Below are 19417 nucleotides of genomic sequence, written 5' to 3' on the forward strand. Positions count from 1 at the left end.
GTTTTGCGCGTTCGTTCAGTTCACAAAGATCACCCCGGCCTCCAGGCCGAAGCGCAGGTATTCGTCCAAGGCCTGATGCAGGTTGGCCTCGCGTTGTGGTTGTTGCAGCACATTCCAGACGCCCATTTCGGCGCCGTCCTCGGCGCCGGTGCGCAGCTCTTGAGCACTTGAAAGGCGCAGCTGGGCATATGCCGGATGGCTGAAACTCACCGAGGTAAAGGCTGGCGTCACCCGCACCCGTTCGCTCTTTGCCTGGGCGGTCGGCAACCCCTGGGTCACCAGGTCCGGCAGGCAGCGGTAGCGACGTGGCGTCTGCGAGCCCGATGGCACATAGCAGAAACGCACGCAGCCTTCCTGGCGTCGGGCGATATTCAATTTGGCGCTGAACAGACTGTTGCTGGCTTCCAGCTCCCCGGCGGCGCTGGCGCCGAAGACGCTGCAGCGGTCGAGTTGCAGGCGCGTGTCCGGTAAATCGAAGGCCACGTCATCGCCGTTATCGAACACGCTGTTGTGGCCCTCGACTCCGGCAATGGCCTTGCTCGTCCGCAACGGCCCGCACAGGCAATGGGTCAGCCGCAGCCAGAGTTGGCTGCCGGTGCCGGTGTGACGGATGCCACCCTTGCTCGGCGTCAGGCTGCAATGACGCAGATTCACTTCGCCCAGCGCGCCGTCCAAACGCAGTTGACCGTCCAGCAGTAGCCCGGACAGGCTGAGCCGGGTGTCGAGGTTGCCGCGTAACCGCAGGTCGCCGATCAGTACCGGCCGCCGCTGGTTGGCGGCTTCAATGGCCAGGTGGGTATCTGGCAGGTTGAGATCAGGGGTCAGCTCCTGGGTCCCGTCGTCCAGCAGATAGATCAGCGTACGGGTCCCGGCAATGACTGCCGCCAGCGCGTCGGTCAGCGTCGCGTGGTCGCCCGGGACCCGCAGCAGTACCTGAAAATCCGCCGGATCGAGCAGGCCCTGCAACGGCTCATCGTCACGACGCAACGGGCGCCGATCGTAGGGCCCCGCGCCGACATCGCCGGGGAAGCCATAGCTGTAGGCGACTTCCACCCGGTTCGCGGTCTTGCCGGCGGGCAAGGCGATACGTCCCAGGACCGGGTCGAAACCCACCAGAAACAGGTTGGCAACGCCAGGAAAGGTTTTATCCGGCTGACCGGCCTTGCTCGATTTCACCGTGACGCTGGCCGGTGGACGCCGCCATTCTTGCGGCACTACGCCGGGCAAGGGCGAGAGATTGCACACCAGCAGATGCTCCGGCAGTACTTCCACATCGTCCAGCCAGATCCGCAGAACCGGGCCACCCTCCTCCTCTCGATCGAGGGGAAAGTACACAGGGTCAGGTGTCTCACCATCGGTCAGGGTCTGACGCAGCGCCGTCAGTTCGTCGTGCAGCAGTCGCCGCGAAAGTGGTTCCGGCACGTTTTCCGGTTGCGCCAGGTGAGTGATTTCCTGCTCGGTGCGCGGCCGGTTGAACAACATGCCCTCCCCCCGCAACAGCGGCTCGGCGACGTCGCGACCCAGGGCATCGAAACTGTAGAAGCCCGCCAGGCTGGTCATGGCTCGGGCGGTGGCGCGTTGGAGTGCGTAGGCCTGCAACCGCCAGAGATAGAGACCAACATTGGCAATGTTGTAGCGCCCGGCCGGGAGCGAACGCACCTCGACGGTATGGGCGGCGCGGTCGAAGGGGCCGTCGACCCGCTCCAATTGTGTGGCATCACGCAGGTTCGGCGTGCGCACATTTTGTGGGCGGCAGTGTTCGAGGTATTGGGTCGTGCCCAGCAGCTCGAAAAACTCCACCGCCCGCGCACGCCAGCCGGTGGTATCGAATGCCAGCTGTTCCAGCACCGGCAGCGTGCCCTTGCGCCGTCGCAGGCGCAGGCTATTGGCCACATACGCGCGCAGGCCGAACGCCTGGGTGCCGCTGACCGGATACAGACCGCGCACGCCCAGCAGATCGCCGATATAGGGGACCAACCAGTCGTCACAGGTTTCGATAAACCAGTTGTCGTAGAGCCGGGTGATGTCCTCTTCCAGCACCGCGCCCTGCTCGGCGATAACTTCCAGCAATGCCCGCAGCGGCCCACCCATTTCGGCATCGCGCTCGCGGTAGAAGGCCGGCAGCCGCGCCATCAGGAATTCGGCGTCAATGCTCATAGGCTAAGCTCCGTCAAGGTAACGGCGGACGGGTCCAGCAACAGCAGTTGTGCCGCCAATATTTGCTGACTCTGCCACCGGGCACCGCGGGCGCGCAGTCGGCCATCCGGACCTGCCATGCTGCTGCTGGACAGGCCGTCGTAGAGCCGCAAGCTATCCAGATCCACCCGCTCCACTCCCGGCACCCGCTGCATCACCGCCAGTACTTCGCTGCCACTGACGGGTTGCCCGTAGTAACGCGCGGCAAACCCGAAGGCCTGCTCCAAGGCGCTGCGCACTGCACTGAGGACTGTTGCGCTTTGATAGTCCTGGTTAACCCGAACCTTGGCTTCCACACCAAAACGCAGCACCACCCCGGGCGCAAGCTTGAGCGGCTGATGGGCCGGGCGCACCGCGTCGATGGCCGCGGCCAGGTTGCGATAGAGCGCCGATCCGGGATCGATGCTGACACCCTCTACCCCGCTGACAGTGAGGTGGACCAACCGCTGCTCGCCATCCCATAACCACACCGCCTGGGCCTTGCCGACGCCGGCGAAGGCCGCGGCGAAGTCTTCGAAATCCCGTAGCGAGACGATGCGATCCAGGGTCCGTACGCTCAGCGGTGCGTTCTGCCGGGCACTGTCGCGGTCTTCCGGATCGACCCCACCCGCCGCGGGTACCGGGTTGATCACATCCTTGACCCCCAACGGACGGGACAGCAGCAGGCTGATCCGCCCACTGTTGAGGTTGCCGGCCGCACCAATGCCGACGCGATAGTACGCCTGCACATTCATCTGTCCCGTGGGCAGGCGACTGCCGTGCACGCCGTCACCGAACTGCACGGTGACCCGGCCATCATCGCCCCGGCGCAGCAGATAGGCACGGTCTTGCGCGCCGAGCTCACCCAAGTGTGGCGCCTCGGACCAGCGCACACCTTCGACGCGTACCTGCAGCGTGCTCTGGATGCCCGAAGGGGTGGGTGAGGAAATGTAGGTCAACGGTTTCTGCAGCAGCAGGAAGCGCTGGAAGGCCTGGCTGGCGTCGCCACTGCCAAGGATTTCCGGCTGTATCTGCATCTGCTTGCTGTCGCCGTGACTGGCCGGCGCCACATTGGCGTTGATCCGCACACTCAACGGCAGATAGGCATGTTGCAAATCGCTCTCAAGTTCCAGGCGCGAACGCGGCCCGCTGCTGTCATTGCGTTGCAGGCGCGCCACTTCGCTGGCGAAGCCAAGCACTACTTCATGGCGCGCGCCATCGGTGAAGGACAGGCTGGCGAGCCGGCCGTCCCTGGCGATTTCCACCGCCACCAACGGGTCATTGGCCAACAGTCGCTGACGCGCCGGCGCATTTTGCGTCACGTCCGGCAAGGTGTGGCCGCTGATCGACAGCCAGCGCCCCGCCTCCAGCTCCGGTTGCAGATCATCCAGCGTCAGCACATGACCGCTGAGCAGCCCGGACCTGGGCCGGGTCGCCCACGGCAGCTCGATGGATTCGCCATAGGCCGTGGTCTCGCGCAGACGCTCGTTGAACAGCTCGCGCAGTTGTTCGCCACGCAGGCTCAGGCGCGTGGTCTTGCTGCTCAGGGTGAAGGCGGCGCGGGCATCCTCGCGGCTGTCGAGGATTTGATACAGCTCCTGATAATCGGGCAGCGTCAGCACCAGCCAACTGCCCGTGACCAGTCGCGGATAGCTGGCATCCAGATGCACGCTGTGTACGTCTCGTGGGTATAGACGACTTTGGGGAATGATTTGTTTGGCGATGCCCGGGCCCTGCCAGCGCAATTGAATCAAGGCAGCGCCACCGTTCTCGTAGTACTCCAGGCGCAGGTCGAGTTTTTGTCCGGCCTGGAGCTCGAACAGGCTCTCGCCGTATTCGGTCGCGCCTTGGTCTTGCCATTGATTGACCAGTAACTGGCCGCCAATCCACAGCCGTACGCCGTCGTCGGCTTTGACGAAGAAGCTGTAATTGCCGCTTTCGGGTATTTGCAGCCAGCCGCTCCAGCGCACCGAGAAGGTATCGGCGGTCAGCTGCGGGTCGGGGCTGGCGTTGCCCCAGTCGAAATCAACGGTGGCGTCGGTACGGCTGAGCTTGCGCGTCTTGAAGTCGATGCCTTCGAAATACTCGCCATACAGGCCGCTGCCGGTGGCCTGGCGGGTCGGCGGATCGGAAACATCGGCCAGGGTGAAGCCCGGCCACTGGCCGTGCAGGCTGATCTTCGCCTGATTATCATCGTCCAGGCCCAGGTAGCTTGCCCGCAGGCTGCGCGGCATCGCCCGCCAGTCCGGCGCCGCCTGGCCGAACAGCGCAGCCTTGGTCCGCAGGGCAAAACAGCGTGGATTGGCCTTGGCCGGCTGGACGTGGGGCATCACCTCACCCAGCGGCCGGTCGAGCGTGACCACCGTGTAGCCGGCCAGTGGGTCGGCGCTCGGCTCCACCGGCGAAATCACTTGCAGGCGAACGACGCGGCGCAGGTCCCAGTTTTCGCTGCCGGGATTTTTCAGGCGTTCATCGCCGACGATCAACAGTGCGTCGCCGGCTTGCAAGTGCGTGTTCTGCCCTTTCAGATACAGAGTGCGAGCGCCCCAGTACGGCGGCACCTCTTCCTGGCTCTGCAGGGCCAAGGCATTCCAGGCAGCGCGCGCGTACAACGGCTCCAGCGTTTCGAAAACCTGGGCCTGTTCATCCTGCTCTGGAATGCTCTGGCTCTTGTTGCCGGCGTCGATCCGCGCGGTTAACGGCGCGCCCGGCGCGGTCTCCAGAGAAAATGCCAGAAACGTCGAGGCGGCCACGCCAGGGCGCAGCTCGTAGCCGATGGAACGCCCCAGCTCCAATATCGAACGCCGCTCCGTGGCGGTACGCAGGAAGCCCTCGTTGACAATGCGCTCTTGATAGAAACTCAGCACATCGAGGACACCAGCCCAGGCATCGAGCAATGCCAGCGCCGGATCATCGGCATCGCGAGTGCTCAGCCCGAGCAGCGCCGTCTGGCTGGAAAGGCGCGCCAGCTGACTCTCGCGAAAACGCCCATGGGTGCCGACCCGATAGTGCAACGTCGTCTGCCCTGGCGGGTTCAATTCGTCGACCGGCGTCAGCACCTTGATCCCGGCGCAGCAGCCGCAGTGTTCGCCATTACTCATAAGCCACCTTGCATGTTCAGCAGCAGTCGGCCGTTTTCGGGGAAATTGGGATCGTTATCCAGGCGCAACACTTCCAGTAACGCGGCACCGATCAAGCCCTGCGCTATTTCCTGATTAGGGGTTTTGCCCCAGCGCTGGAACACCTCGACCTGAAGCGAGGCCACGCCGGTTACCGAATGCGCCGCCTCCATCAGGGTGGAAAGCGCCAGGCCCTGGCCAAAACTGAAGTGATCGGGATGAAAGAAGCCGAGTTGTCCCAGCCCGTCTGCGCCACTGCTCAGGCGCTTGAGCAGGCCAAGCTTGACCGTCGCGGCAAAGTGGCCCGGCAATACGCAGACGTTCAGCTGAATATCCAGCGGGGCATAGATCGGATCACGCAGTTCCAGGTCATAACCGGCCAACCGGTAGCGTTCCAGGTGGCGCAGCATTTCTTCACGAAACGGCTTATCCAGTGGCTGGCCGCCCTTGCGGTCGAGGCTGACGAACATCGTGTACCAGCTGCCGGTCCAGCGAAGCCTCGCAGCGGCCCGTTGTACTTGCGGATGACGCTCGGCGGCCCGCGCGTAATCGGCCTCGGTGACCGCCCGTTCCTGGGTGCGGAAAGCCTGGGGTGCAAACAGCTTGATCGCGTCAGCGCTTTGCGGCTCTGCGCCGCCGCTTGCCGACAACGGATTGCGCAGCGTTTGGATGAAGTCCTTGATCAGAGGGTCTTCACAGACCATCTGGGTGATGCTCTCGGCGCCGACATTCCCGATGCTGCCACCGCCTTGGCGATAGCTGGCCAACAGCCGGCTGAGGGGTTGCGGTTGCATGCCGAAGCGGTTGTCGCCAAAGCGCAGGTGGGCGCTGCCATCGGCTTCGGTCTCCACCACGAATTCCTGTGCGAAGCGGTCACTGCCGAGCAGATCGCGGCGTGGCAACCAAGGGCTGGCACCGGGCTTGGGTTGGTCGCCAAACTGATCGGGGTCGTCTTCGCGCAGTTGCATGCCGGACGGACGGGCTTGCCGGGGATCCTGATACAAGGTGCTGCTGGCGGAGCGCGCCGGGTCATGTTCATAGGCCTGGGCATAGGCGATGCCGGGCTCGCGCAGGCGCGGCCGGTATTGGCCGGCAGTCGGTACAACGTCCGGTAGCAGCGACTCATCGGCACGGGTCAGCCCGTGGTCGGCCAATACCACATTGCCGCAGACCTGAGCGACCCTGACCGTCTTGCTGACACCGGACTGTTGGATACGCGCGCTGATGCACAACGGGAACGGTAGCGCGTCCTCGGCGTGCCAACTGATCAGCTGCAACGACGTGCCGGTCAGCAGGTCGTGCCCCGGCTTGACCTCGGTCAAGCGCACTGCATGCCGGTGGGTGCGGTCGGCATCCGGTGCACGGCCGGTGCCGGGGCTCAGGACTTCTTCGAAGATCAGCAGCATGCCGGCCTGCAAGCTCAGCGGCGGGACGTCGATCAGCGCGGCCTCTTGCGCGCCTTTGCCCAGACAGAAATCCGGCTCGCCCCAATGATGGATATCAATGCGGTTATGTGCGGACTGCAACGGCAACGCGTGCATCGTTTCGAAGACTTGGGTGCTGCCGTCAGGCAAGGTTTGCAGCGCGGATTCTTTCAAGACAGTCCCGGGCTCGGCAGTACGGGTCAACAGCGGCGTACCGGCGGCCAACACTCGACCGTCAGCTTGGGGCGAGACGCTCAGACTGACGAAGACCCGACTGTTGCAGCCGTCGTGGATCGGGTAATCCAGCAGCCGCGCATGCCGACGCAGGGAGACGCGGCGACGGGCAGTGCCCAGATACGCTTCGGTGGCGACTGCATCCTGGTAATAGCTGAGCTGATCGCCGACATGTGCCAGCATTTCCACCAGGGCTACGGAAAAATCCGCCGGGTTGCGCTCGCGAAAGCCAGGAATCAGTTGCCCCATGCGGTCCAGCATCAACCGGCGAAAGCTCCCATAGTCCTTGGCCAGGTAATCCAGCAGTGGCTCGGCCGGTACCTGCGGTGGGCAGGGTTGGTCGTCGGCACAATCGAATTCGGACGGGCACTGCGCCTTGAAACTGAAGCGGATACTCGACAGGCAAGGGTCGAAGCCCGGCGGTGAGTCTTCGGGCGCCTTGGGGTTGATCAACACGAAACGGTACCAGGAAAAATCACCGGCCCGGTCCACCGTAATGTCGAGCTGATTGCCGTTGATATTCAGGCTCTCGATTTGTACACCCGTGATGCGCACCCCGCCCTCGATCCGGCAATGGGCGGCGGTGATGCCAGCCAACGGATTGACAAACACCACACTGAGCTTGCGCTGATTCAGGGACACCACTTCCAGGTAGTCGATGCCGTTCAGGCTCGACGGGTCGAGGTCACGCAGCAATTGCAGACGATGGCGGTTGTCAGACAAAAACTGGCGTTTCATGGCGCAATCCCTCGGCTGAAGGTCGCCAGTTGCCGCTGGCGATCCCGGCGCATGACGTACTGCACCGTCACGTCGAGGCGCGCGTCGAGGTTCTCGACGGTCACCGCCTCGACCTCGATCAGTTCCCCCAACCACTGTTGCAGCGAACCTTGCACCGTCATCTGCACAGCGGCAGCGAGGGCATCGCTGTTGGGCGCGAACACCAATTGCAACAGGCCGCAGCCGAAATCCGGACGGTTCACCCGCTCGCCCGGCACGGTGAACAGCACCTGTTCGATCATGTCCCGCACCTGCAGATCGGCGAACACTTCGGCGCTGCGCCCGCGCGAGTCGATGCTGAAGGGAAAGTCCAAAGCCATATCAGACTCCTGAGACCCGTAGCTGAGTGACTGTGACCATCATCGGCGTGCCGGTGGGGACGCAGATCGAGGTGCTCGATTGCAGTAGCACCGGCAGCCCGCCGGCGAACACCCGGGTCGCGCCGACCAGCCATTGGCCGGTCACGCAGGGGCCATTGCCGGAGGGCGGTGGCGGCATGGCGCAGCCGGCAATCACATAGGGCGCGGCCAGGGTCGTCACGGGCTGGCCCGAGAGTGTCACCCGGGGAAACGGCGCGGTCGGTGTCGCCTGGCCGCCGTGGCTGCACATCACAGTGGCGCCCAGATGCAGGAGAAATCCGGGCATCAGCGGTCCTCCCCTGTCATGGCCGATTTCAGCTGCCGATTGCGTGAAATGTTCATTTCAAATCACCGTCAATGCGCCTTGATTGATATTCACCGCCGGCCCGTTGAGCATGATCGTCGCGCCTTGGCCGTTGCTGATGGTGATGCCGATTTCGTTGATCGAAATCATCGCCCCCGTCAGGGTCTTGAGCAGAATGCCGCCCGTGGGCCCCGGCAGGTCAGAGATCGTCAGGCCGTTCTGGTTGCCGGTTTGCAGCACAATGCTTGGCGATACCGGCAACCCCGCCAACGCCAAGGCGGGCACCTCTGCCGCACTGCCCCAGAAACCGCCGACCCAGATGGGGTAATCCTGGTTGCCCTGCTCGAATTCGACCCAGACCCCGGCGCCGATCTGCGGCACCACAAACATCCCGCTCTGCTTCCCGGCGAACGGCACGCAGGGCATGGCCCAGCTGGAGATGCCGAGCCCCAGCACATCAGGCACCTGGACCTGGATGCGGGCCATCTGCATCGGGTCGATATTGTTCAACACCACACCGCGGAACTTGCCGTAGAACTTGCCTTGCTCAGCGCTCATACCGGTACCCTCGGCAGCGTCGAGATCAAACCGTTGCGGGTCAGCGTGAAGCTCTGCTTGAACTCGCCGGGCTTGAAGTTGCTGGTCACGGTTTTCACGTAATACAAACCGTCGAAAGCGCTGCCCGCACCGCGCACGCCGACCAGTTGGCGCGCCTTCAACACGGAGCCGTAACGCAGTACATCGACCGAGCCGGTGGCGGTCACCACATCCGCCGAGCCCGCCGCCTCCGCCAAGCCCTTGGACAAGGCCGCCATTGGCGAGAGCTTGGCGGTGTCCTTCAGCAGGTGGATCGACTTGGGAATGGGCGGCAACGCACCGAGCGGCGGGTTGAGCAGACTGATGTCGGGGATCGGCAACGGAATCGGGAACTTGGTCAGCGGGTTCTGGATAAACACGATCGGCAGGCTGGCCTTGGTGTTGTCCACGCTGAACGACAGCGCCTCGACGTTGCTGTGGGCATCCATCCCCAGGTTCAGCGCCGGTTGCGGTATCCCGAGCTTGATCTCCGGGCCCCAGTAGGCGGTATTCATCCCCGGCAACGGGCCGGGTTCGACGTAGAACACATAGCCGGCGTCCTTGGCCAACTTCTGCACGTAGGCCAGGTCGGTGCCGTCATGGGTGGGGATTTTTTCCACCGGGATCGGCACATCGCTGAAGATTTGCGGGATCACCAGCGGCACCATGCCAAAGATCGCGTACTTGGCGACAATCAGCGCCACCCGCGCCTCGGCCGGCATGGCCGGATAGGGAATGCCGTTGAATTCCTGCTGATCCATGGCCACCGACAGGTCCTCACCGGTGATGGTCAGGGTGCTCTGCCCCGGCTCGTTGGAGCCACTGACCTCCTGGCGGGTAATCAGGCCGTCCATCAACACCATCGGCAGGCTGTTGAGGGTGATCACGATCAGCACCCGCAGCCAGGGCACCCGCCCGCCGGTGAGCAACAACAGGGTGTGCAGCGGTGAATTGTTGTGCAGTGCGAAGCTGATCTGGAAGCCACTGCGGGCGCCCGCCGCCGACGTCACCTGGATGCTCTGCAAGGCATCGATCAGCGGCTTGGGCACCGGTAACGGTATCGCCGGGCCGACCAGCAGCGAGACATGCATGCCTTTAAGCATCGCTCGGCCCCTGCATGCCTTCGGGCAAGGTCAGGCGGATTTGCCGGCCCAGCTCTTCCAGCTCCAGTGGGTGGAGGCAACCATTGGCATCCGGCAGGCGCCAGAACTGTTCCGGGTCACCGAGCACCGCAGCGGCCATGCGATCGATCCGGTCGCCCTCGATCACGGTGTAGATCTGCAAGGTGACAAAGTTAGCCGGGTCCGGTACGAAGCGCCGCCGCAGGTAAACCACGCGTCGACCGTCGACCTGGACCAACTCGGCGGTGTCGGTCGGGTAGTAACGGCTGTTAGGTGGGAAGCGGTCGCTCATCGTGGCTGTCCTTTCGTTCATCAGCGTTCCGTTGTTTTAAAAAGCGCGCTCAAACCCAGGCTGGCCAGGGTCGCGCTGCTGGCCTTGCGCGCCAGGCGTTCGCGGCTCTGGTGGTAAACCATGTAGAGGTGCCCGCCCTTGTCGCCGAAGCCCAAATCATTGATGTTGAGCACGCGCATGCCGAGGGTGATGCGTGCGCGGATCGGGTTGAGGTTGACGTCGAACGCCTCCTCGACGATCGAAAAATCGGTGATGCGCACGGGCACCACGCGCTCCTTGCTCCACACAAACAAGGGCAGTGGCGCCTGTACCGGAACGATTTCAAGGGTGCCGGCACTCGCCATCTGGTTGTTGCGGATCAAGGCGTTGCTGTCCGGGTAGACGATGGTTTCCAGTGCGGCGAGTTGCGGGTGGATGCCGACCTCGATCGCGCCAGGGTGCTGATCGGAAACTCCAATTGGTCGGTGGCGTCGATCTCGGCGTCGAGCTTGATCGTTTCCACCGGCGGTCCTTTGAGGCGCAGTGGCTCGCTGATCGCTGCACTGCCGCCGGTGCTCTGCGGTTGCAGGCTGCGGGTCAGCAGATCGGGGTTGTACTGCAGCGCAATGACTCGCAGCACGGCACCGCTGGCCGGGTCGATCAGGATCAGGCCGCCCTTGAGTACTTTCGGCGAATTGGAAAAGCCGGTCATACCTCGTGCTCCTCTTTCGTGGCATTGCCGAACAGGTTGGACAGCATCTTCGAGGGGTCGAGATTGAGCTGCGCAGGTTCCGGTTTGATATCGGAGAGCTTGGGCATGCGAAAGCCATCAATGCTGTCGTAGTGCAGCGGCAGGCGTACGCCGAGGCTCAGGCCGGTGTCGAAGGTGCCACCGAGCAGTTTCCAGGTTTTTCGGTCCGTACCTTGAACCGCCAGACCCCGGCTTCGGCGTAGACCCGGGCATTCAACGCGGCGGCCAGCACTACGCTGCCGCCGATATAGGCGCTGGCATCGACGCTGAATTTGTCCTTGCTGTAAGCGATCTCGCCGGCCAGTTCGGCCTTGCCTTCAAGCCCTGCCCTGGCCTCGACATTGAGGCCGCCACCGACCTCGGCGATGTACAGATCGATCACCACATCGGCGCCGACTTTGCCGCTGATCCCCCCGCCTGCCGGGATGCTGGCCTTGGCCTTGAGGTTGAAACTGAAGTCCGGGTCGGCTTCGAACGGGCTGAACTTCACCGTGGCCTTGATCCCGGTGAGTACCCCGGGGCCGACATAGTAGTAATACCCCAGGCTGCCCCAGAGTTTGACCTTGAGCCCGATCGGGCCGATGGAGGCGCCAGGAATCGGGATGCTTCCCGAGGCCGAGAAAATCGGCTGGTCTTCCTGTTTCTCCGGGAAGCGCTTGAACAGGGTGATGTCGGGAAAACTCAGCTCGCCGTCAAAGGTGATCTTTTGCTGCTCGTCCACGGTGATCCCGGCGGTGGCCACCATGTCCTTCTTGATTTCGTAGGAGAGCGTGCCCTTGCCGATGATCTTTTCATTGGGCAGCAACTCGACAACGATATTGCCTTTGGCGCGCCCCTTGTCGATCTTGATATCGCCCTTGCCGTAGACCTTCTCCTTGCCGCCCTTGTTCTCGTAGGTGGCATCGATGATGCCGTCGAGCCCCGAGAAGGCGAATCCGGCCTGGCCCTTGGCGATAAACAGTTCGCCGTCGTACCAGAGGCTGGCCTGGATCGGTTTGAGGTAGGGGCTCTTGACCTTGATCTTTCCGCGTCCCTGGAACACCCACTTGTTGGCGGCGTAACTGATCTCCAGCGCAGCCTCGTTGCCGCCTGGCAGTTCCAGATTGACCTTGCCGGTGGCGTCGATCTTGCCGGCCTTGAGAAACACATCGACAGCGCCGCTTTTTACATAGGGAATCTTGCCGGCCATCTGCCCCGACTCGATGTGCGCCCCGCCACTCCACTCGCCGGCCTGATACTTGATCTCGCCCTTGGCTTCATCGACGCCGGGCAAGTACACAAAGAGCACCCCGGTCAACACCAGGCCATTCTCGTCGGCACTGACCTCGACTTTGCTCGCGGCGATTTTCTTCGCGGTGCCGAACTCGAACGCGACAGTCCCGACCGGTTTCAGTTTCGGCGCCAGATCGATGGCCAGCGATGCCTCGGTGATTTTCACCCCGGCGAACGGTGGCTTCAGTTTGTCCTTGTCCAGCGGCGCCTTGAGCCGGAAATACTCCGGCGAGAAGGCCACTTCGATTTTTTGCAACAAAGGCACTTTGGTGGGGGTGATGTAGCCCTCGCCCGCGACCCCGCCGGGCACCAGGTCCAGTTTGGTGAAGACGCCGGGGCTCAGGTAGTCATAAGTGAACGCGATACCGGCGTTCTTCTTCGCCGCCGCCGAGAGGGTCAGGCCACCGTCCTCGGCGACATCCAGCACCACCCCGGTGCCCTTGGCCGGCAAGGTGATCGGCAGGCGGGTCCGGTCGCGGTTGTCGATCATCGCGTTGATGGTGTCCTTGCCCTTGCCGACCCGGCGCAAGGTCATCAACAACAACCCGGGAAGGATTTCGGCCCCTGCGACGTTTTCCGGGATACCGGACTCAAAGATCGGCGGCGTCTTGCTCTTTTCACTGACCCGCAGCACCCGCGTGCTACCGCCGGCCACCACCGGGTAGTCGATCAGGGTTTCAGTGGACTTGTCGGCGCGCCCGTCCTTGCCAGGCTTGCCGAGTTTCTTGCCGGTTTTGCAACAGGGTCCGCACTTGCCGGTGCCCTTCATTTTGGAATCGGCGAATACCATGCGGATCTGCGCCGGCGGCGCCTCGCCGCCCTCCTCGATCTTTTGCGCGATGGCTTGTGCCAGGCCAAAGACCTGTTGCTTGATCAGGCTGCCGCTCATGCCGTTATCAAGGCGATCGAGCACCTGGATATTTTCCTGAGTGTTATCGCCACCCACCTGCAATTCGATGATGTGATCCATCTCGCACGTGGCACCGCCGACCTTGGGAAATTCGGCATCGCCACCGGCCTTTTGCCACGCGGCGTTCAACGCATCGCCCATCTTCCAGCCGCGCAGATTGACCCAGCGCGAACGCAACTCGTCGGAGCTGACACGCATTTGCCACAGGCCCGCTTCCTGGGCCTTGGCCCCCTGCAAGGTGATGATTGCACGCAGGGCCTTGGCCTTGGCCTTGCTTTGCCATTCCTTGAGCACCGGGCCCTTGACCTCATGCAACTCAAGGAAATCGACGTCGTACGAAGCCAGCTCCTTGTCCTTGCCCTTCACTTTGGCAGTGGTTTTTTTCTCCGGCGTGACCTTGTGCCCGGTGGACATTTCCAGGTCTTTGTAACGGCTCTCCACCTCATAGTCTTGCGACTTGCCCTTGCCATCCTTGCGCGACAGTCGCGGCCCGCCCTGACTGAGCACGCCGCTGGCCAGAGGCTGGCCGCGCATCACGCTGTCGGCGGCGAAGTCGGCCTCGCGTTCCAGTCGCTGGTAGTGCGGCCCCTGATCGGCGAGGTTGCTGATGCCGGAGCGTTGCAGGCTTTGTTGTTGCACGGTGTGGGCCAGTTCGTGGGCCAACAGGTGTCGACCGCTGTCGCTGTGAGGCTGGTATTGACCGTCACCGAACACGATGTCCTGACCGACCGTGAAGGCATGCGCATCCACATCCCGGGCGCTGGCCCCGGCGGCGCTGTCGTCGTGTACGCGTACGGCAGCGAAGTCGCTGCCGAAGCGGCTTTCCATGAAATCGCGGGTGTCCGCATCCAGCGGTCTGCCGGGACGTGCCAGGGTCTCATTGACCGAGTCCGGTACACCCTGCCCGCCCGAGGCACCGTTGCTCTTGCGTTGCAGGTTCTGCTGGCGGCCGGCGGCGCAGCTTTCGCATTCGCCGCTGCTGCCGGCACCCGCGCCACAGGCGCACTTGCGCTGCAATAGTAGACCGCGCACGGCGGTTTTCGGCGGCGAGGCGTCGCGTTCGGCACTGGGGGCAAGGGCGTGTTCGGTCATTGTCCCGGCCCCTGCAGTTGTTCGGCAATCAACCGTGCCAAGCGCCGCCCGGTGCGCTCCGGGCGTTCTCCGGCGGGCGTGGCGAACCGGGGGATTTGCACCTGCTCAAGCGCAAAGCCCTGCCCTGGCAGCGGTCCCTGGATCAGCAAACGTCCCAACTCGCGTTCCAGGGCGCCGGCCAGTCGCTGGCCATTGCGCAACGAATAACCGGGCAACGCCAGGGTCCCTATCGTAAGGTTGATGGTCGGGGCGGCGGGTGCCAGGGTACGGGTCATTCCCAGTCCCCCACTTCCGCCGCCGGCAGCGGTTTTTCCAGTTTGGCGAATTCCGCTTCGGCCGCCGCGCGCAGATGCTGCATGCCGATGGCCATGTCCTTGTCCGCCGCGAGGAAGGCCGCGTTCAAGGCCAGGTTGCGGATATGCCCGCCTGACAGCGATAGCCGCGCCAACTTGCCAATATCCAATGCGCTGCACGGTGCATCGGACGGAAATGCCCGCTGCCAGATAGCGCTGCGGGCGTCCACATCGGGGAAAGGAAATTGCACGATGAAACGGATGCGGCGCTGGAACGCCGGGTCGATGGCCTGCTTCAAGTTGGTGGTGAGAATCGCCAGGCCACGGTAAGTCTCGATCCGTTGCAGCAGGTAGCTGACCTCCAGGTTCGCGTAGCGGTCATGGCTGTCGCGCACTTCACTGCGTTTACCGAACAAGGCGTCGGCCTCGTCGAACAGCAGGATCGCGCCACTGCTTTCAGCCGCGGCGAATACCCGTGACAGGTTCTTCTCGGTCTCGCCGATGTACTTGCTGACCAGCGCCGCCAGATCGATGCGGTACAGGTCCAGCTGCAGTTCGTTGGCCAGCACTTCGGCGGCCAGGGTCTTGCCGGTGCCGCTGCCGCCGGCGAACAAGGCGCTGATGCCCAGGCCTCGGTCGCTGCGTTCGGCAAAACCCCAGTCGCGGTAGACCCGCGTGCGCTGGCGGACTTGCGCCGCCAACGTATGCAGACTGGTCAGGGCCGCGTCCGGCAGCACCAGGTCGTCCCAGCCGGCGCGAGCGTCCACCCGTTCGGCCAAGTGTTCCAGGCCGCGTCGAGCTTCTTCGCGACACACCTGCCAGAGGTGTTCGGCACCACCTTGGGGGCTGGCTTTGAAACCCTCGGCCAGACGCAGAATGGTGCTGCTGCTGAGCTGGAACTGTTCCGCCAGCAGGCCGAGACGGCCGTTGAGGCCTGCGACTGACTCACCCAATTGTTGCTGCCAGACCTTGAGCCGTGCCGATGCATCGCTGCCCTGAACGCTGACCCGACATTGACGGCGACGCAAGGCTGGCGCGCTGTCACCACTGAGCAGCAGCAAGCTCTGCAGGTGATCGAGGAAGTCGCCCAGGCGTTGTGCCTGCTCCGGGTTCAGACTTTGCGGTTGCAACCAGAGCAGCACGCCGTGCAACAGCGCTTCACGTTCCCATAAGTGCGCCAATTGCCCGCGCTCGGCTTGCCCTGCAGGCAGGTCGAACTCGGTCATCCGGTAGAGCTTGAGCCCCAGCTCTGTCGCCAAGGCGTGGGCGTAGCCATCGCCGTCACCGTCCACCAGTCGCGCAATGGGCGCCAGGGCCAGGTTGGGCGCCGCCTGCCACTGCGCGGCGATCTCGAGGATGCTGGCCCTGGCCTGATGCCCATCGACAGCGACCGACGCGGCGTCTGGCAGGTTTTCGCGGCGAAACCAGGGCTCCAGGCGCGGGTCTGGGAAGCTCAGGCCGGCGATCCGGTGCAGGATGATTTCATCCACCACCAGCCGCGCTTGCAGCACCCCGCCGCTGCCGCTCGGTTCGAGCAATTGCCAGCGCCGCAGAGGGCCGATAGGGGTGATCGAACTCCACTCAGGGTCCGGGAGCAGATTCAGGGCCAGCTCGAAACTCAACCAGGGTTGGTTCGCGTCGCCTTGGGCTTGTGCCAGCAGGTCACGAAAGCGTGGGTCGAGGTCAGCGGCGGCGGCCAGCAGCAACAGATCCTGCTCGAAACGGCTCAGCCCCAACCGCTCGCTCAGCCGCGCCAGGGCTGGCGGGGTTCGCAGATAACCGCCCAAGGGCGCAGGCTCGCCAGCCAGTCGCGCCGTCAGGTAAGCGGCAAAGGCATTCAACGCCTGGGTCAGCACGCGGCGGTTTTCGGCAAAATCATGGCGCTGGCTCATGGCAGCACCTGCGGCGTGCTGAATTGCCCGTCAGCGCCCATGACCAGCGCGCTGGTTCCGGCATCCACCTGCACCCTTGCCAGGTAGGCGCCTTGGGCGACGCCCTGGTATTCGACGGTGACTGTCGAGCTCTGCTCGGCCGGCGGGAGAATGCCATTGCCGTCAGTCGCGCTGAAACTATAGGCCCGTGCCGGCCGATCGCTCGGCGGGTTCTTTTCGTTGAGTAGCACGCGCACCCGCTGCCCGGGGCCCACTGGCGGAGCGCATGTCACCTCGATGCTGCCGAAGCGGTAGGTGACGCCGTCGACCACCGTGCTGGTGGCACCGGGTAGCACGACAAAACCCGCCTGCGGGTTGAGGATGAACACGCCAAGGTTCGACTGCACCGCCCCATGGGCTGCCGGCGGCGTACCCAACCATTGCCCATGGGCCACCTGCAACGTGCAGACCCCCGCCCGCAAGGATGAAGGCAGCGCCGGCGGATGAGGCAGATCCGGCAACAGGAAACCGAACTCCAGGGTCTCGTTATCGACGGTGCTCAGACCAGCGCTCAGGTCCAGTCCGTTGACCCACAGTTGTACGGTCTGGGCCTTGAAGTTGGCGCCGCTGACCCGCACGCTGCCATCCGGCAGAATCGGCATTGACGCGCCGGCCACCGACTCGACCCGGTCCACCCGTGGCATCCGCAACGGCACCACATAGAGGTTGCGTGCCAATACCGGCAGCGGCGTGCGTTGGCTCCTGGCCGTCGATTGCAGCAGTACGCTGATCAGGTACGCCGCGCTGGGCCGCGCCGGCACCTGGATCGCCGACCAGATGCGCGAGAGTTCGTCGGTGCTGAGATTGAGAGGCGTGATCCGCAGTTGCTCCAGCTGATCGGCCAGCCCGGCGCGTTCCAGCGCTTTGGGCACATTGGGTTTGTTCGGCGCCGGCTTGAGCGCCGCGCGGATGGCATCGCGGCCCATTCCCGGGGTGTCATGAAGGATCTGCATGGCAGCGCCGAGGAGGATTTCGGCGTGGAAGTCGGCAGCGCCATAGGCTGTGATGAGTATGTGCAAGTCCAGCGCCAGAGGCGGATTGCCAATGCGCTCACCCACACTGTCGCGGCTCGGCAGGCCAAGGTTGGCCCAGCCGGGGTTGCGCGTCTGGTTGTAGAGATAGAGGTTCAATTGGTCGCCACCGGCGGGATCCATGCGGTCCGGGCCGATACAGGTGACGCTCGGCGCACCGCCCAGCACATCGCTGACTTTCAATTCCGCCAGGCCGCTTTCCAGCAACTGTTGGAGCGTCGCGAGCGCGGCGGCCAGCCCAAGTGGCGAACTCATGACCGCGGTCCTGCACCCGAGTTACGCTCGCTCAGGTAGTCATCCAGGGACTTGGCCGGCAAGCGCCGGGGTGGCTCTTCGCGACGCGACGCAGGCGCTGCCTCGGACGGGAGAATTTCGATGCGACCGATATTGATCTCGACCCGCGGTGCGGCAGCGGGCCCATCGGGCTGCGTCGGGTGCGGTTCCTGCCGGACATGCAGAGGCTGCGAAGCCGAGGTGGCGTTGGGCGCTTGCTCGTGCAAGCGTTCGACACGGCGTTCGATCAGCTCCCGAGTCAGCTCGTGGCGCTCGATACGCTGTTCACTGTGGGAGCGTTCGATCAGCCGGGACTCCAGGCGCAGGGGTGGCTGTCCTTGCGCAGTCTCGACAACCGGCGGTAACGGTAGCGGAATTCGGGGTAGCCCGGCCTCCTTCGGTGATTCAAGCATTGACGAAACCAACGTCTGCGCAGGGCCTGGCATGGGTGGCGGAATGGTCGCTACCGGCGGTGTTGGTTGCAGCAGCGAGGTCACCTGACGCAACACCTGCGTAACAGGCCGCGCCATCGGCGATGACGGCTCGGCCCTCGGCTGCACCGTTACCGGGATCGCGGCAGTCGCGGTGGACGGTTCTTGGGTGGGTGTCAGTTGCGACTGCGGTGCCGGCTCAAAATCGCGCGGCGCGATAGCGTCGTTTTCAAAGCGCGAGCCGATTCGCGGGCGAATTGTTGGCGGCTGTAAGGCGCGCCGGGCCAAGGCCAGCAGCCAGTCGCTCATGACTGCACGCGATGCAGATAGCGGGCGCGACGCTGCGGGCTCAAGGCGAGAATCTGCGTCTCGCTCCAGCCGTAGGCCGCGGCCAGCAAATGGACCTGATCGAGCGTCCGTTGCGCCCAATGGTCGAGGCTTTCCAGCAGGTAGCTGCCGATATCGAAGACCTCGCTCCAACGTTCCTTGCACGCCGGACAGCACATGTCTAACTCAATCAGCGCTTGTGGATCGGCCTGGCTCATGGCCTCGCTCAAGGCTTGCATCGCCCCCTGCGGCAAGTTCTCGAGCGATATTGGCTGCGCGCCCTGCGCAGCCTCCAGCACGCAGCGCCGGACCAATAGCTGCCGCGCCTGCTCGATGTCCGACAATTGGGCCACGGCCGCCAGATCGAGGCTGTCCGGCAAGCGAAAACACAGGCGGTAATCTTGCCACTGCAATTGCAACTCCGGCGTGTCGGCGGGCGGATCATCCAGACGCAGGTCGGCCGTACTCAGGTTCAGCTCCAGGCGTTCGGCGCAATGTTCGCAACAGGCCATGGCGGTCAATTGCGGCCCGAGCAGCGCGCCATACAGGTCCAGCAGATGGGCATCGCGGCGCCCCACTGGCAACCGCTCGGCACCCGTCAGGCCGTCGGCCAGCAAGGGCGCCAACAGCGCGCAGGATTGCAGTGCGGGGGGCAGCGTCTGGCTGTGGTCCCAGATCGCCAGCCAGTCAGCGGAATCAAGCTTGGACACGGTCAGGATCTCCATCATGGAAATGCCAACAGGCAC

General features: G+C 64.0%; 16 protein-coding genes. All 16 read right to left on the bottom strand.

Translation table 11 applies throughout. The annotated features are described in order from the left end of the window. Positions 1-15 precede the first annotated feature (15 nt). Positions 16-2157 carry a hypothetical protein gene (locus tag AB4N76_RS28695; protein ID WP_077430166.1) on the bottom strand — a complete coding sequence of 714 codons (2142 nt, stop codon included), beginning with the start codon at positions 2155-2157 and terminating at the stop codon, positions 16-18. Next, a complete protein-coding gene (locus AB4N76_RS28700) occupies positions 2154-5276 on the bottom strand; it encodes a putative baseplate assembly protein (protein ID WP_460163872.1) in 3123 nt (1040 codons plus the stop codon). Before AB4N76_RS28700 ends, AB4N76_RS28695 begins: the two co-directional genes overlap by 4 nt. Next, a complete protein-coding gene (locus AB4N76_RS28705; protein WP_460163873.1) occupies positions 5273-7690 on the bottom strand; it encodes a baseplate J/gp47 family protein in 2418 nt (805 codons plus the stop codon). Before AB4N76_RS28705 ends, AB4N76_RS28700 begins: the two co-directional genes overlap by 4 nt. After that, on the bottom strand, positions 7687-8049 hold the full coding sequence (locus AB4N76_RS28710) for a GPW/gp25 family protein (RefSeq protein ID WP_046027217.1): 363 nt from the start codon (positions 8047-8049) through the stop codon (positions 7687-7689). Before AB4N76_RS28710 ends, AB4N76_RS28705 begins: the two co-directional genes overlap by 4 nt. A 1-nt stretch (position 8050) precedes the next feature. Then, positions 8051-8374, bottom strand: coding sequence for a hypothetical protein (locus tag AB4N76_RS28715; RefSeq protein WP_046027216.1), 324 nt, complete (start codon positions 8372-8374; stop codon positions 8051-8053). A gap of 57 nt (positions 8375-8431) precedes the next feature. Continuing rightward, positions 8432-8950 carry a phage baseplate assembly protein V gene (locus AB4N76_RS28720; protein WP_046027215.1) on the bottom strand — a complete coding sequence of 173 codons (519 nt, stop codon included), beginning with the start codon at positions 8948-8950 and terminating at the stop codon, positions 8432-8434. After that, positions 8947-10071 (bottom strand): hypothetical protein, encoded by a 1125-nt coding sequence (locus tag AB4N76_RS28725; protein ID WP_046027214.1) that lies wholly within the window; start codon positions 10069-10071, stop codon positions 8947-8949. Before AB4N76_RS28725 ends, AB4N76_RS28720 begins: the two co-directional genes overlap by 4 nt. Continuing rightward, positions 10064-10381, bottom strand: a complete 318-nt coding sequence (locus AB4N76_RS28730) for a hypothetical protein (RefSeq protein WP_046027213.1) — start codon at positions 10379-10381, stop codon at positions 10064-10066. The genes AB4N76_RS28725 and AB4N76_RS28730 overlap by 8 nt, the downstream gene beginning before the upstream one ends. Before the next feature lie 20 nt (positions 10382-10401). Then, the gene (locus AB4N76_RS28735; protein ID WP_460163874.1) at positions 10402-10743 is read right to left on the bottom strand and encodes a hypothetical protein; all 342 of its coding nucleotides are present in this window, start codon (positions 10741-10743) and stop codon (positions 10402-10404) included. Beyond that, a complete protein-coding gene (locus AB4N76_RS28740) occupies positions 10740-11072 on the bottom strand; it encodes a hypothetical protein (protein WP_460163875.1) in 333 nt (110 codons plus the stop codon). The genes AB4N76_RS28735 and AB4N76_RS28740 overlap by 4 nt, the downstream gene beginning before the upstream one ends. A gap of 157 nt (positions 11073-11229) precedes the next feature. Further along, a complete protein-coding gene (locus AB4N76_RS28745) occupies positions 11230-14385 on the bottom strand; it encodes an eCIS core domain-containing protein (RefSeq protein WP_460163876.1) in 3156 nt (1051 codons plus the stop codon). Next, on the bottom strand, positions 14382-14660 hold the full coding sequence (locus tag AB4N76_RS28750) for a hypothetical protein (protein WP_046027210.1): 279 nt from the start codon (positions 14658-14660) through the stop codon (positions 14382-14384). The genes AB4N76_RS28745 and AB4N76_RS28750 overlap by 4 nt, the downstream gene beginning before the upstream one ends. Continuing rightward, a complete protein-coding gene (locus AB4N76_RS28755; protein ID WP_460163877.1) occupies positions 14657-16570 on the bottom strand; it encodes an ATP-binding protein in 1914 nt (637 codons plus the stop codon). The genes AB4N76_RS28750 and AB4N76_RS28755 overlap by 4 nt, the downstream gene beginning before the upstream one ends. After that, a complete protein-coding gene (locus AB4N76_RS28760) occupies positions 16567-17895 on the bottom strand; it encodes a DUF4255 domain-containing protein (protein ID WP_460163878.1) in 1329 nt (442 codons plus the stop codon). The genes AB4N76_RS28755 and AB4N76_RS28760 overlap by 4 nt, the downstream gene beginning before the upstream one ends. After that, positions 17892-18653, bottom strand: coding sequence for a hypothetical protein (locus AB4N76_RS28765; RefSeq protein ID WP_077430160.1), 762 nt, complete (start codon positions 18651-18653; stop codon positions 17892-17894). Before AB4N76_RS28765 ends, AB4N76_RS28760 begins: the two co-directional genes overlap by 4 nt. Then, positions 18650-19417: a T4 family baseplate hub assembly chaperone gene (locus tag AB4N76_RS28770; RefSeq protein ID WP_460163879.1), complete on the bottom strand. Its 768-nt coding sequence runs from the start codon at positions 19415-19417 to the stop codon at positions 18650-18652. Before AB4N76_RS28770 ends, AB4N76_RS28765 begins: the two co-directional genes overlap by 4 nt.

It is taken from the genome of Pseudomonas sp. S2_F03, assembly GCF_054668335.1.

Bases quoted from the DNA above. Each gene is read 5' to 3' on its own strand.
- AB4N76_RS28695 (WP_077430166.1), bottom strand. From the start codon at position 2,157: ATGAGCATTGACGCCGAATTCCTGATGGCGCGGCTGCCGGCCTTCTAC.
- AB4N76_RS28700 (WP_460163872.1), bottom strand. From the start codon at position 5,276: ATGAGTAATGGCGAACACTGCGGCTGCTGCGCCGGGATCAAGGTGCTG.
- AB4N76_RS28705 (WP_460163873.1), bottom strand. From the start codon at position 7,690: ATGAAACGCCAGTTTTTGTCTGACAACCGCCATCGTCTGCAATTGCTG.
- AB4N76_RS28710 (WP_046027217.1), bottom strand. From the start codon at position 8,049: ATGGCTTTGGACTTTCCCTTCAGCATCGACTCGCGCGGGCGCAGCGCC.
- AB4N76_RS28715 (WP_046027216.1), bottom strand. From the start codon at position 8,374: ATGCCCGGATTTCTCCTGCATCTGGGCGCCACTGTGATGTGCAGCCAC.
- AB4N76_RS28720 (WP_046027215.1), bottom strand. From the start codon at position 8,950: ATGAGCGCTGAGCAAGGCAAGTTCTACGGCAAGTTCCGCGGTGTGGTG.
- AB4N76_RS28725 (WP_046027214.1), bottom strand. From the start codon at position 10,071: ATGCTTAAAGGCATGCATGTCTCGCTGCTGGTCGGCCCGGCGATACCG.
- AB4N76_RS28730 (WP_046027213.1), bottom strand. From the start codon at position 10,381: ATGAGCGACCGCTTCCCACCTAACAGCCGTTACTACCCGACCGACACC.
- AB4N76_RS28740 (WP_460163875.1), bottom strand. From the start codon at position 11,072: ATGACCGGCTTTTCCAATTCGCCGAAAGTACTCAAGGGCGGCCTGATC.
- AB4N76_RS28745 (WP_460163876.1), bottom strand. From the start codon at position 14,385: ATGACCGAACACGCCCTTGCCCCCAGTGCCGAACGCGACGCCTCGCCG.
- AB4N76_RS28750 (WP_046027210.1), bottom strand. From the start codon at position 14,660: ATGACCCGTACCCTGGCACCCGCCGCCCCGACCATCAACCTTACGATA.
- AB4N76_RS28755 (WP_460163877.1), bottom strand. From the start codon at position 16,570: ATGAGCCAGCGCCATGATTTTGCCGAAAACCGCCGCGTGCTGACCCAG.
- AB4N76_RS28760 (WP_460163878.1), bottom strand. From the start codon at position 17,895: ATGAGTTCGCCACTTGGGCTGGCCGCCGCGCTCGCGACGCTCCAACAG.
- AB4N76_RS28765 (WP_077430160.1), bottom strand. From the start codon at position 18,653: ATGAGCGACTGGCTGCTGGCCTTGGCCCGGCGCGCCTTACAGCCGCCA.